Below are 14423 nucleotides of genomic sequence, written 5' to 3' on the forward strand. Positions count from 1 at the left end.
GAACCCTCACACGACGACCCCGATCTCTCACGCGACGACCATCGCGTCGTGCGCGACGACGCGCCGCAGCGACCCGAGAACCACGGCGAGGACGGCCGCCAGCGCGAGCGCGACGAGCCCGTAGACCGTGACGGCCTGCGAGGCGGGCAGCCACGATCCGAACGCACCCGCGACGAGCGCGCCGACCGACATTCCGCCGACCTCCTGCGCCGTCCACAGGCCGCTCACCCTGCCGCGGAGGTGATTCGGGGTGTGCGACTGGATGAGCGAGAACCGCAGCACCTCCTGCACGGACGAGAGCGCTCCCGCCACCACCAGTGCCGCGACCGCCGCCACGATCACGGTGGCCTGCCCGACGAGCGCCTGCACGCCGAAGGTCGCGGCGAGTGCGACGAGCAGCACGACGCCGGGACGCCGGGCTCGGCCCAGCCAGCCGCTCGTGAGCGTCGCACCGACGGCACCGACGGCACCGGCCGCGTAGAGGATTCCGACGGCGCGCGAGTCGCCGTCGAACCGTTCTGCGACGAACGCCGGGACGAGGACGAGCAGGCCGCCGCCGAGCATCGCGAGCGTGCCGGCGGCGATGACGCCGCCCACGACCCGTTCGCGCGCGAGGAAGGCGAGGACGCGCTCGACCGGCTCCGCCGCGTCGGACTCCCCGTCGCCCTGCGGCGTCCGGGGCGACAACGACGGAAGTCCGGTCAGCAGCGCGACGGTGATCGCCGTGCCGACCGCCGCGATCCAGTAGTTCCAGGCGACCGACGCCGCCGCGATGACGAGGCCACCGAGCGCGGGCGAGATCACCGCGCCGAGGCGGGCGCTCAGGACGTTGACCGCGCCCGCCCCGACGAGTTGATCCTTCGGGACCAGTTCGGGAACCACCGACATGAGCGCCGCGACACTGATCGAGCCGATCAGTCCGTTGACGACGGCGAGCACCACGATCGCGACGATCGAGGGGTCGGCGAGCATTGCGTTGACCGCGAGCCCGACGAAGGTGAAGCCGGATACCGTGCGAGCGAAGAGGATCAGCGTCCGCCGGTCGTACCGGTCGGCGAGCGCGCCGCCCAGCAGCATGCCGCCGATCGAGGCGATTCCCTCTGCGGCGGTGACGAACCCGACGAGCAGCGTCGACCCAGTGAGGTCGTACACCTGGATCGGGACGCCGACCATGAGCATCCCGATCCCGAAGATCGAGATCGTGCGTGCTGCGAAGACTCGACGGAACGGTGCGCTCTCGCGGAGTGGGCGCAGGTCGAGCAGTATCCGGCTTCCGCTCACTTCTCGAGCGCTTCGGTGACCTTGGGCATGACCTGATCGGTCGCCCATTCGAGCGAGATCGCCGACGGGAAGCCGACGGCGTTGGGCAGACCCGAGGTCCGCGCGAGCTGCACGACAGCGCCGCGCTCGACCGCGGGAATCGTGTTCCAGCCCTCGAACTTCGTGTAGTCGCCCATGTCGTCGGTGCGGGTGACGACGAAGACGACGTCGGCGTCGAGGTCACCGAGATTCTCGTAGCTCACGAGACCGCGGCCGTCCTGATCGACGGGGAGCGTCGTCGCATACGGCGCGAGCTCCATGCCGAGCGAGCTGATGAACTGGCCGATGCCACGCTCGTCCGACGCGAGGACGGCCATCTGGCCGCCGCCCATGTCGCCGATGATCGCGTTGTAGGTCTTGCCCTCGACCTGCGGGTTGTCGGCCTTCGCCTGCTCGAGCTTGTCGTGCGCTGCCGCGATGACCTCCTCGGCCTTCTCGGGCACGCCCATGACCTCGGCGACCTTGCGGGTCGAGTTCTCCCACGGCTCGCCGTTCGCCTGGGTGTCGAAGTGCACGACCGGAACCTGTGCGTTCAGCTGATCGAACGTCGCCTGATCGAGGCCCCAGAATCCGGTGGAGACGATGACGTCGGGCTCGAGCGCGGCGATCTGCTCGACGGGCGAGCCGCCCTGCTCCATCACGAGTTGCTCGGGCGTCTCGTCACCGAGTGCGTCGGCCTCCCACGGGAAGATGCCGGTGCCGCCGGTCGCTGCCTGATTCTGCGCGTCGGTCGGCATCGCGATCGGCGTGATGCCGAGCGAGAGCAGGATGTCGGCGTCCTGCGGCGAGAGCGGGAGCGCGCGCTGCGGCTGAGCCTCGATCGTCGACTCGCCGAACTTGCCCGACACCGTCAGCGGGTACGAGACCGTGCTCTCCGCTGCGGCGTCGCTGGTCGTCGTCGCCGAGCCGTTGCCGCTCCCCGTGGCGTCGTCGCTGCTGCACGCAGCGAGTCCGACGACCAGCGCCGCCGCGGCGACGGCCGCACCCACGCTGGTGCGGAACCTGCTCTGTCCAATCTTCATCGGTTTCCCTCGTTTCTCGTGATTGTTCGTTTCCACCCCGTGACGGCCCCCGCGGCGAGTACCGCGAACGATTCCGCCGTGAACAGGTCTGCCGCGTCGATCTCGAATCCCCGCTCGCGCAACGCGGTCACGACGCGCATGACCCCGATGCTGTCGATCCCGAGCGAGACGAGATCGTCGTCGATTCCGACCGGAACCCCCGCCTCACGCGAGAGCACCGTGCACAGTGTGCGCTCGGCCTCGGTCGTCGGAGCGACGATCGGGCGTTCGTGGGCGACGGGGTCCGGCAGCGCCGCACGGTCGATCTTGCCGTTCGGGAGTGTCGGGAACTCCGTGAGCATCGTGAACGACGCCGGGATCATGTAGGCGGGCAGGGTCCGGGCGAGCGCACCGCGCAGCCGCGCGCGATCGAGTTGTTCCGGCGCGGCGACGTAGGCCGCGAGCGAGCCCGCGTGGGCGAGCACGACCGCGTCCACGACGCCGTCCACCGCCCGCAGCGCGTTCTCGATCTCGCCCGGTTCGATCCGGTAGCCGCGAATCTTGAGCTGATCGTCGCCGCGGCCGCGGAACTCGAGGTGCCCGCTCGGCGTCCAGCGCACGCGATCGCCCGTCCGGTACATGCGGCCGCCACCGGGTGCCGCGACGAAACGGCCGGCGGTGCGGCCGGTCTCGCCGCGGTAACCGCGCGCGAGTCCGTCGCCCGCGAGGTACAACTCGCCGACGACGCCGATCGGCACGGGCCGGAGCAGGTCGTCGAGCACCCGCACCGTGGTGCCCGCGACCGGACGGCCGGCGACGGGCGCGTCGGCGTCGGTCACCCGCGCGACGAGCGCGTCGACCGTGCTCTCGCTCGGCCCGTACAGATTGAACGACTCGGTCTCCGGTGCGAGCATCCGCAGCCGCTCCCACAGTTGCGGCGAGATCGCCTCGCCGCCGAAGCCGAGCGTCGCGGGCCGGTGCTCACCGGGGGCGGCGAGGCCGGCATCGAGCAGCTGCCCGAGGTGCGAGGGTGTGACTTCGAGGAAGTCCCACCGCTGTTCGCGAGCGCGCGCGACGGTGCGATGCGGGTCGCGACGGAGTTCGTCGTCGACCACCGCCAGGGTGTGCCCGCCGAGCAGCCACAGCTGCGGCTGCCACGACGCGTCGAAGAAGAACGACCACGCGTGACCGACGACGAGACGATCGCGCCCCGCCCGCACCGCCGTCGGCACGTGCAGATCCTCACGGTGCGACCGGTACAGGCTCACCAGCCCGCGATGCGTCGCGACGACGGCCTTCGGCGTACCCGTCGAGCCCGACGTGTGGACGACGTACACCGGATGGTCGCGGCGCAGCGGCGCACGACGGTCGGCATCGGTGAGCGGAGCGTCGGACCGACCCCGCGATGCGGCATCGAGTCGCGCGAGCGACAGTTCCCCCGTGCCGGTGTCGGTGCCGTCGGTGAGGACGACGACGGGATCGACCGAGTCGAGGATCGTCCGGCGCCGCTCGGCGGGGGCGTCCGGATCGACGGCGACGTACGCGCCGCCCGCGGCGGCGACGGCGAGGATTGCCGTGATCGTGTCGGCGCGGCGCGGCAGCACGAGGGCCACCGTTCGCTCGGGTGCGACCCCGCGCGCGACCAGCTCGCGTGCCCAGCGGTGCACGCGCGACGCCAGTTCGGCGAAGGTGAGTCGCGCGTCGTCGGCGATCACGGCGGTCCGGTCGCCGTGGCGTACCGCCGCGGCGGCGAACAGATCCGGCAGCGTCTCGTGGTCACCGGGGACCGCGGGCCTCGTCGCGACGACGTCGAGCTCCGCCCGTTCCGCCGGGACGACGTCACCCCACCCGGCGAGCGTGTGATCGCGGCCCGCACCGGCGAACTCGCGCAGCACCTCCACGACGGCCGAGGTCAGCCGGCGGGCGGTGTCGGCGTCGAACAGGTCGGTCCGGTATTCGAGAACGCCCGCAACGGTGTCGGTTCCCGCGAACTCGACGAAGTCGAAGGACAGATCGAACTTCGCGGTCTCGGGGGCGATCGGCACGGGCGAGCCGCCGGGCATCGCGCCACCGGGCATGTCCGGGGCCGGCTGCGTGAGATACACGACCATCACCTGGAACAGCGGGTGCACGCCCGCACCGCGCCCGGGCGACGCGCACGCCGAGACGACCTGCTCGAACGGCACGTGCTGGTGCTCGAACGCCGCGAGCGCGCGCTCGCGGACCCGGCCGAGCACCTCGGCGATCGTCGGGTTCCCCGACAGGTCGGTCCGGACGACGAGCGTGTTGAGGAAGAACCCGACGAGGTCCTCGAGCGCGGGATCGGTCCGCCCGGACACGGGGGTACCGATCGGGATGTCGTCACCCGCGCCGAACCGTTGCAGCAGAACCGATACCGCGGCGGTCGTGATCATGAACATGCTGACGTCGTGCTCGGCCGCGAGCTCGCGCAGCCCGCGCACGACGTCGGCGGGAACCACGATCGGTTCGGTCGCACCGCGGTAACTCGGCCGCGCACCGCGGGGCCGGTCGAGCGGGAGCGTGATCTCGTCGGGCGAGCCGGCGAGGACGCCGCGCCAGTGCTCGAGCTGGGCCGCCGCGAACTCGGTGGGGGCGCCGGCCTCGCCGAGCAGCTCGCGCTGCCACAGCGTGTAGTCGACGTACTCGACGGCGGGCGAACCGAATCCGGGGTCCTCGCCGGCGAGCCGCGCGCCGTACGCCGCGGCGACGTCGGCGATCAGCGCACCGGTCGACCATTCGTCGATCGCGATGTGATGCACGACGAGCACGACGACGGAGGCGTTCGTTTCGTGGATCGTCGTCTCGTGGATCACCGTCGCGTGGACGGGTGCGTCGTGCCGCAGATCGAACCGGTGGCGCACCGCCGCGCGCAGCATCTCCCCGAGATCGTCTGCCGCGTCGAGAGCGACCTCGTCCACCGCGATGCCGGGCTCGTCCAGGACGACCTGCACGGGCTCGCCGTCGGGACCCGCGGGGAAGACCGTGCGCAGCGCGGTGTGACGGCGTGCGACGTCGGCGAGCGCCGCGCGCAGCACCGCTGCATCGACACCGCCGGGGACGCGCCACGAGATCGGCACGTTGTACGCACCCGCCGTGTCGCCGAGTTGATCGAGCAGCCACATCCGGCGCTGCGCGAACGACACCGGCGCGGGGCCGGTGTGCTCGCGGCGCGTGACGGGCGCGACGACGTCCGTGCCGCCTCGCGCGACCCGGTGGGCCAGCGCTGCGGGAGTCGGCGCATCGAACACGTCGCGCATCGAGAGAGTGACACCGAACTGCTCACGGACGGCGTTGACGAGCCGGACCGCCGACAGCGAATGCCCGCCAAGCGCGAAGAATCCGTCGTCCGGCCCCACGTCGTCGCGGTCGAGGACGCGGCCGAACAGTGCGCACAGTTCCGCTTCGCGCCCGGTCGCCGGTGCGCGCTGCGGCGCCTCCGCGAACTCCGGGACCGGCAGCCGTCGCCGATCGAGCTTGCCGTGCGCGCTGAGCGGGATCTCGTCCAGCGGCAGCACGATCGACGGTACGAGATGCCCCGGCACCCGCGCCGCGAGCGTTCCGCGTACGGCTTCGGGATCGGTACCGCCGGTGACGTAGCCGACGAGGACGTCGCCGTGGACCGCCGCGGCCGCGCCCGTGACGCCGGGGACGTCCGCGAGGAACGCCGCGACCTCACCGAGTTCGATGCGCATGCCGCGCAGCTTGACCTGATCGTCCACGCGGCCGCGGAAATCGAGTGATCCGGCGCTGTTCCAGCGCGCGAGATCGCCGGTGCGATAGAGCCGCTGCCCGCCGCTCCCGTACGGATCGGCGACGAACCGCTCGGCCGTGAGTCCCGGTCTGCGGAGATAGCCGTCGGCGACCTGGACACCGCCGATGTACAGCTCGCCGGTGACGCCGTGCGGAACCGGACGCAGCGCGGCGTCGAGCACGAGCAGCCGCACGCGCGCTCCCGCGACGCCGATCGGGACTGCGCGCGTGTCTCCCTGCGCGGCAACGATGTTCGATTCGAGCGTCACCTCGACGGCCGCTTCGGTCGGCCCGTACAGGTTGTCGACGCGTACCCCGGGCCACACGGCGTGAGCACGAGCCACGGTCGCGGCACCGAGCGCTTCGCCGCTGCACACGATGTGCCGCGGACCCGGCGCTCCCGCGCCCCGTCCCGGCTCCGAAGCGGCTGCGCGCAGCACCTCGTCGAGTACCGACGGAACGAAGTGCGCGTGGGTCGCGTGGGCGAGCGGGGCGAGCAGCGCACTCGGATCCCGGTGGGCGTCCGGCGCCGTGACGACGACGCTCGCGCCTTCGGTGAACGGCCAGAACAACTCCCACACCGACACGTCGAAGCTGATCGGGGTCGCGAGCAGCATCGTGTCGTCCGGCGTCAGCACGACCTCGTCGCGAACCCACGCGAGCCGGTTGGCGACGGCCGCGTGATTCACCACGACGCCCTTGGGGCGCCCCGTCGACCCGGAGGTGTAGATGACGTAGAGCGGATGTGCCGGCGAGGGTTCCGGCAGCAGCCCTACGGGCGCTGCCCCGTCCGCCAGCATCGCGCGCACATCGTCCTCGTCGACGACGAGCACCGGCGCGGCGTCCGACAACACGAACTCGACCCGCTCGGCGGGTGCCGACGTGTCGACGGGCAGGTACGCCGCGCCCGCGCGCATGATGGCGTGGACCGCGACGATCTGCTCGAACGACCGGCGTGCCGTCACCGCGACGAGATCGCCGGGACGCACACCGCGCGCGATCAGGGCATGCGCGACGCGGGCCGACGCCTCGGCGAGTGCGCGGTACGTCCACGCACTCTCGTCACAGCGGACGGCGATGCGATCGCCGTGACGCTCGGCCGCGGCAGCGAGCGACGCCGTGAGCAGCGGCGCGTGCGGCGCAGGGCCGCCGTCGCCCACGCGCAGCGCCGCGGTGCGGTCGGCGACGACCTCGAGGTCGTTCACCCGCAGCGCCGGGTCCGCCATCGCCGCGAGCACGCGGATCACGACGTCCACGACCGTCTCGATCGTCGCGGCGTCGAACAGATCCGTCGCGTACTCCGTCACGAGGGCGAGTTCGCCGGTCGCGGGATCGTCGACGTAGGTGAGGTGCAGATCGAACTTGGCCTGCGCGCTCGCGAGAGGTTGCCACTGCGTCGTCATGCCGAGGACGCCGGGCGTCTCCTGGGGACGCTGCAGGTAGCCGAGCATGACCTGGAACAGCGGATTGCGGCCGTCGACGCGCGGCGGTGCGATGCGTTCGACGATCTGCTGGAAGGGCACGTCCTGATGGCTCATCGCCGCGAGGTCGGCATCCTTGACCCGCGAGACCAGCTCGCCCAGCGTCGGATCGCCCGAGACGTCGGTACGCAGCACCACGGTCTCGACGAAGAACCCGACGAGCTCGTCGAGCGCGGTATCGGCGCGGCCGGAGACCGGGGTGCCGACGACGACGTCCGTACCCGCGCCGAGCCGCGCGAGTGCCGCGGCCGTCGCGGCGTGGAGTGCCATGAACATCGAGGCGCCGCGCGCGTCCGCGGCGGCGCGGACGTGCCGTGCGACGGCGGGGTCGACGTCCCGCCGGATCGTGTGGGCTCGCCCCGTCGTCTCGGTTCCGCGGGTGCGGTCGAGCGGCAACGGCATCTCCTCGGGGAGGTCGCGCAGCGCGGTCTCCCACCAGTCGAGCTGCCGGTCGAACTCGCCGCTGTCCAGCAGGTCCTGTTGCCACAGCGTGTAATCCGCGTACTGGACGGGCAGCGGGGTCCACGACGGCGCCTCGCCGCGGGTGCGCGCGTCGTACGCGTGCCCGAGGTCGCGCAGCAGTGGCGCGTCGGAACGCTCGTCGGTCGCGATGTGGTGCATCACGATCGCGAGGACGGTCCGGCCCTCGCCACACACGAGACCGACGCGCAGTGGCGCGACGGCCGTGAGGTCGAACTGCTCGGTGAGCAGGCCGGTGAGCCACTGCGTCTCGTCGGCGTCGTCGGGTGCGATCCGGACGTCGTGCGCGGCATCGGGATCGAGAACGACCTGCCATGCGGTCTCGCCGTCGGTGCCGACGACGGTGCGCAGGCTCTCGTGCCGGGCGAGGACGTCGCGGACCGCGGCGCCGAGCGCCGGGGCGTCGACCTCGCCGGCCAACTCGACGACGAACGGGTAGTGGTACGGCAGGCTTCCCGCGGGCGAGAGCTGCTGCAACGTCCACATGCGTTCCTGTGCCGCCGACAGCGGGACGCGCTCGGGCCGGGGACGCGGCGCGATCGCGGGCCGCGCCGACTCCGCCGAACCGAGGCGTTGCGCGAGCGCGGCGACGGTGCGGGCCTCGAAGAGATCGCGGATGGTGATCTGCACGTCGAACTCGGCGCGCACGCGGCTCACGACGCGCATCGCGATCATCGAGTGGCCGCCGAGCTCGAAGAAGTCGGCGTCCGCGCCCAGTGCGATGTCGTCGTCCAGCGCGAGCAGTTCGGTGAAGATCGCGGCGAGCGCGTGCTCGGCGGGCGTGCTCGGCGGGCGGCCGCCGGTCGCGGCACGCACCTGCGGCGCCGGCAGCGCCTTGACGTCGAGCTTGCCGTTGACGGTCGTGGGCAGCGCCGCGATCTGCTGGAGGCTGCCGGGAACCATGTAGTCGGGCAGCCGTTCCCGCAGATGCTGCGTCACAGCGGCGTCGTCGAGATCGCTGGCATTCGGCACGGCGTAGGCGGCGAGCCGCTTGGTGCCCGGGACGAGCGGATCGTCGAGCGCGACGACCGCCGCCGACCGCACGTCGGGATGCTCCTCGAGGACCGACTCGATCTCGTGGAGTTCTACGCGGTAGCCGCGGATCTTCACCTGATCGTCGATGCGGCCCAGGTAGTCGACGAGCCCGCTGCCCCGGCGCCGGCGCACGAGGTCGCCCGTCCGGTACATCCGCGTGCCCGGCTCCGCCGTGAACGGATCGGCGACGAAGCGCTCGCCCGTCAGCTCGGGCCGCGCGAGGTATCCGCGCGCGAGGCCGACACCCGCGATGTACAGCTCACCCGCGACGCCGTCCGGAACCGGACGCAGCCACGGGTCGAGGATGTGGGCGCGGGTCGCCCGGATCGGGGTACCCACGGTGGGTTCGGCGCTGTCGGCCGTGCCGCCGCCGAGTGTGTTGATGGTGTACTCGGTCGGGCCGTAGAGGTTGTAGCCGAGCGTTCCATCGGTGTCGCGCAGCCGGTTCCACACCGAGTCCGCGACGGCTTCGCCGCCCAGCAGGACGAGCGGCGGCCGGTGTCCCGTGCCGTCCTGTTCGAGCAGACCGTCGGAGAACAGCGCCGTCGCGTACGTGGGCGTGACGTTGACGACGTCGATCTCGTGCCGGTCGCAGTACTCGACGAGCGCCGCCGAGTCGCGGCGCAGATCCTCGTCGCACACGTGGACCTCGTGGCCCTCGACGAGCCACAGCAACTCTTCCCACGACATGTCGAACGCGAACGACACGGTGTGCGCGACGCGCAGCCGCCGCCCGCCTGCCGCCGCGATGACGGGATCGAAGATCGCGTCCTGATGGTTGCGCTGCATGTTCGTCAGGCCGAGGTAGGGCGTCACGACGCCCTTCGGCCGTCCCGTCGATCCCGATGTGTAGATGACGTACGCAGGGTGATCGAGGCGACCCCGCGTGCCCGGCGCGAACCGGCCGAGTTCGGCACCCGTGATCGGGGAACCCCCGGTCTCCCGGGCGCCGCTCGGGAGCAGGCAGCGCTGCGGATCTAGCCTCAGCCGGTCCCGGACGGCATCGGTCACGACGAACAGCGCCGGATCGGCGTCGCCGATCACGGTGTGCAGCCGCGCGTCGGGCTGATCGAGTTCGAGCGGAACGTAGGCCGCTCCGGTGCGCAGCACCGCGAACAGCGCGACCACCATGTCGATGCTGCGCGGAACACCGAGACACACCAGCGCTTCCGGTCCGCTGCCTGCCGCGAGGAGCCGGCGGGCGAGCGCGTCGATCCGCGCGGTGAGTTCGCCGTACGTGCACGACTGTTCGCCCGCGACGAGGGCGATGTCGTCGGGCACCACCGCAGCGCGTGCGGCGAGCATCTCGGCGACGGTCACGTCCTCGACGGCAGGAAGCGGCGTGCGCCACTGCTCGGCGGCCGCCGCGTACTCGGCGGGCGTGAGCGTCGGTGCCGCGACCACCGGATCGTCGGCCACGAGGAAGCCGAGGATCGCGACGAACCTGTCGTGCAGCGCCTGCGCCCGTTCGCGTTCGACGAGATCGGGCCGATAGTCGATCTTGACGTGCAACCGCTCGCCGGGCGAGACGACGATCGCGAGCGGGTAGTGGGTGTGGTCGAGGCTCGACTCCCCCACGATTCCGTAGCGCTGCGACTGCTGAGCCATCCGCTTCGCGTCCTTGAAGTTCTGCAACACGAACAGCGTGTCGAAGAGCTCCGAATGTCTTGCCGCCTGCTGAATCTCGCCGAGACCGAGGTACTCGACGTCGAGCCGTTCGGCGTACTCGTCCTGCATCCGGCGCAGCAGCGCCGTCGTTGTCTCGTGCGGCCGCAACGTCACCCGGATGGGGACGGTGTTGAGGAACATCCCCATGACGCGGTCGAGGCCCGTGACCTCGGTGGGTTGGCCCGCGACGGTCGACCCGAACACGACGTCGGTGCGCCCCGATTCGGCGGCGGTCAGCAGGCCCATCGCGGCGTTCATGAGGGCGTTGAGCGTGACGCCGGCGGTGCGCGCACGCGAACGCAGCCGCGTCACCGTCTCCTCGTCCACGTACGACTCGATCCGCAGCGGGACGACGGCGGCTCGACCGGCGACGGAACCCGCGAGCAGCGTCGGCTCGTCGATGCCGTCGAGCATGCGGGCCCACGTGCGTGCCGCCGCGTCCTCGTCGCGCTCGGCGAGCCACGCCAGATAGTCGGTGAACTGCGCTTCGGGTGCGGCGACCTCGTCACCCGCGTAGTGCGCGAGCAACGCGTCGACGAACAGCGCGCCCGACCAGCCGTCCCACAGGATGAACTCGCGGTCGACGACGAGCCGGTCCACCGCCGCCCCGTCGCCCTCCTCGTCGCGCAGATGGACGAGCATCATCCGCCACAGCGGCGGCCGGGTGAGATCGAAGGGCGTGCGGCGGTCCGCTTCCTCGAGTTCCGCGAGCCGCGCGTCGCGCTCGTCGCCGGGCAGCGCCGTGAGGTCGTGCTCGGTGAACGGCACGCTCACACCCGTCGCGACGAACTGGACGGGCTCGCGGACGCCGTCGGTCACGAAACCCGCACGCAGCGTGGGGTTCTCGTCGAGAACGCGCTGAGCCGCCGCGCGCAGCCTCGGCACGTCGACGCGCGAGCCGAAGTCGAGTGCGAACTGCGCGGTGTAGATGTCGGCGCGGTCGTCGAAGGACGACTGGAACAGCAGGCCGCGCTGCAGCGGAGACAGCGGCCAGATGTCCGACACCTGCGCGCCGGACTCGGCGGCGATCGCGACGACGGCGTCGACGTCGCGCTGCGGCAGCGAGGCGTGCGTGACATCGCGCGCGGCGAGCCGCCCGCGCGACTGCGCGAGTTCGCCCGCAGCCTCCTCCCAGAAGTCCGCGATGCTCGCGAGGCCCGACTCGGTCAGGCCGTGATCGCTGTGCAGCGTGACGACGGTGCTCCGCCGTCCTGGCGCGAGAGCGACGTCGAGAACGTAGGTTCCCGCGCGGTCGCCGCCGTCGCGCACGAGGATCTGCGGAACCGCGAGCGCCGCGAGGGCGGGGCCGGCCTGGACCGCGAGATGCCGAAGCACGGGCCATGTGGCGGCGTCGACCGCCCCGCGCGCGTCGGCGACGGCACCGAGCGGGTCGGACGAGGCGCGCGCGACGCGGATCGGTGCGGTCGTGCCGAGTGGACCGAGCGTGCGGGCGCTCTCGCCGCGACGGCCGCCGTTCCAGACGTCGACGAGCAACTCGCCGCCCGCGCACTCCTGATAGCGATCGAGCGCGACGAGCGTCGCGGCGAGCGCGACGTCGAGGTCGATTCCTTCGGGACAGCCGAGGTCGCCGTCCACTTCGAACGACACCGTGAGCGGAGTGCCGTGCGCAGGGGCAGAGCTCGGGACGGCCGAGTCCGTGAACTCCGCACCGGGGGCGGCGATCCGCATCCACTCGCCCAGCAGCGCCAGTACCTCCGGATCTGCTGCACGCTCGGTGATCTCGCGGGCGTACGCGGCGAGCGACCGCGGGACGGGCGGGAGGCCGATCTCGCCTCGCAGCAGCGACGTCGCGACCCCGCGGTGGACGTCGCGCACGAGCGTGTCCCACGACGGGGCGTCGAGCAGCAGCGACGAGCCGCGCAGTGCAAGCCCGCGCGCACCGCCCGCCGCCGTGTACGGCTCGGCGGTGAGCACGCGGCGCGCGAACGGATCGGGTTCGCCGCCCGCAGCGGTCACGGTGCCCCGCGGTGCGACGTCGAGCAGCCACATCCCCGGGACGGGAGCCGTGATCGCGGTACGCAGGACGTCGTGCCGATCGACCACGGCCGCGAGCACCGCGTCGACATCCGCGTCGGCCGGCACGACGAGCCGCGCGGTGCGGTCCGCGCCGGTGTGGCCGGTGTCGCGGGCACGGGCGAGCGCCGGCAGGATCGGGAGCGGGCCGGCACCGCCGTCGTCGTGAGGGAGTGGCTCGGCTTCACCGGCCCCACCGAGGACTGCACCGGCCCCACCGAGGACTCCGTCCAGGTCGAGCAGCACCTCGTCGAGGAACGCGGGGAACCCGTCCACGAGGGTGCGGGCGGTCTCGGCGTGATCGGGGTGCGCACGGAACCCGAACTCGATCGGATCGGCGCCGCGGGGCAGCACGATCGCGAACTCGAACTCGCCGACCGGGCCCCACGACAGCACGTCGGCCCGGGTCTCGTCACCGATCGCGCGGCGCGGCGTCGGATTGGGCAGGAGGTTGATCCCGATCGTGGGCGGGCGCCAGTCGGGGTGCGACTCCGCCATCGCGGCGCCGATCTCCTCGCCGCGGAAACGTCCGTGCCGCAGCGCCTTCCAGATCTTGAGCTCGACCTCGCCCGCGACGTCCGCGAGCCGATCCGTCTCGCCGACCCGCAGTCGCAGCGGGACGACGTTGGACACCATGCACGGGAAGCTCCGCAGCGCGCGATCGCCGCGTGCGGTGGTCGGCAGCGAGAAGACGACGTCGCGCATCGCGGTGGCTCGCGCGACGTACGCGCCGGTCAGCGCGACGAGCACGTGCGACAGGCGCAGCCCGTGCTCGCGGGCGTGCGCGTCGAGCAGCTCGCGACGGGCGCCGTCGACGACGACGGGAGCGAACGGCACCGCGGGCGCGGGAACGAGCGGCCCCGGCGCGGCGCTGCCGCCCGGCAGTGCCGCGAGGGACGGGACGGCCGGAAGGTCCGCGAGCTCGCCGAGCCAGTACGCGCGGTCCTCGTCGCGCCCCGTCGACGCACGGTACGACTCGTCCGCGCCGACGAAGACGGGCAGCGTCCAGCCAGGATCGAGGTCCGTGCCGTCGGGGTCGGTGTAGGCGCGGGCGATGCGCGCGACGACGAGGCTGAAGCCGTATCCGTCGTTGACGATGTGGTGGTACTTCTGGAACAGCCGCACGCGCCGATCGCCGATGCGGTGCACGCAGAAGTCGAACAGCTGGTCCTCGCCCAGATCGAAGGGGACGGCCATGCGCTCGCGCATCCACTCGTCGGACGCGGCGACGGGGTCTGCGTGATCGCGGAAGTCGAGGACGATCGGCGACCAGTCGCGGTGCGTGCGCGGCACCTGCACGAGGCGCGGCTCGCCGTCGTCGGAGTCGCGCATCGCGACGTTGACGTGCAACGTGTCGACCTGGTCGAGTACGAGCTTGCTCACGCGGCCGAGCCGCTCGGCGTCGATGTCGCCGAGCGTGTCGGTGACGATGCCGATGTTGTACAGCCGCCCCGTCGGATCGAGCTGGTGCCCGAACCAGATCCCGCGCTGCGCAGCGGTGACGGGATACTCGCACGACGGATACGTGACGACGTCGGCCACGTCCACCGTGCCACTCGCGCGCACGGCGTCGTCGGTCGAAGTCACGTCCTGCATGTCACGTCCTGTTCGCGTGTCGGGATGCCAGTTTTGG

The 14423-nt window shown here is 72.0% G+C and carries 3 protein-coding genes; all 3 read right to left on the reverse strand.

Going from position 1 to position 14423, the window contains the following annotated elements:
• Positions 1-27 precede the first annotated feature (27 nt).
• Genes entS through RR1_RS00690 form a run of 3 tightly spaced genes read right to left on the reverse strand, consistent with a single transcriptional unit; the run spans position 28 to position 14386 of the window.
• On the reverse strand, positions 28-1281 hold the full coding sequence (gene entS, locus RR1_RS00680; RefSeq protein WP_010839121.1) for an enterobactin transporter EntS: 1254 nt from the start codon (positions 1279-1281) through the stop codon (positions 28-30).
• On the reverse strand, positions 1278-2342 hold the full coding sequence (locus tag RR1_RS00685; protein ID WP_040774170.1) for an ABC transporter substrate-binding protein: 1065 nt from the start codon (positions 2340-2342) through the stop codon (positions 1278-1280). Before RR1_RS00685 ends, entS begins: the two co-directional genes overlap by 4 nt.
• Positions 2339-14386, reverse strand: coding sequence for a non-ribosomal peptide synthetase (locus RR1_RS00690; protein ID WP_010839118.1), 12048 nt, complete (start codon positions 14384-14386; stop codon positions 2339-2341). Before RR1_RS00690 ends, RR1_RS00685 begins: the two co-directional genes overlap by 4 nt.
• Between the last annotated feature and the right edge of the window lie 37 nt (positions 14387-14423).

The organism is Rhodococcus rhodnii NBRC 100604 (genome assembly GCF_001894925.1).
Lineage (GTDB): Bacteria > Actinomycetota > Actinomycetes > Mycobacteriales > Mycobacteriaceae > Rhodococcus_F > Rhodococcus_F rhodnii.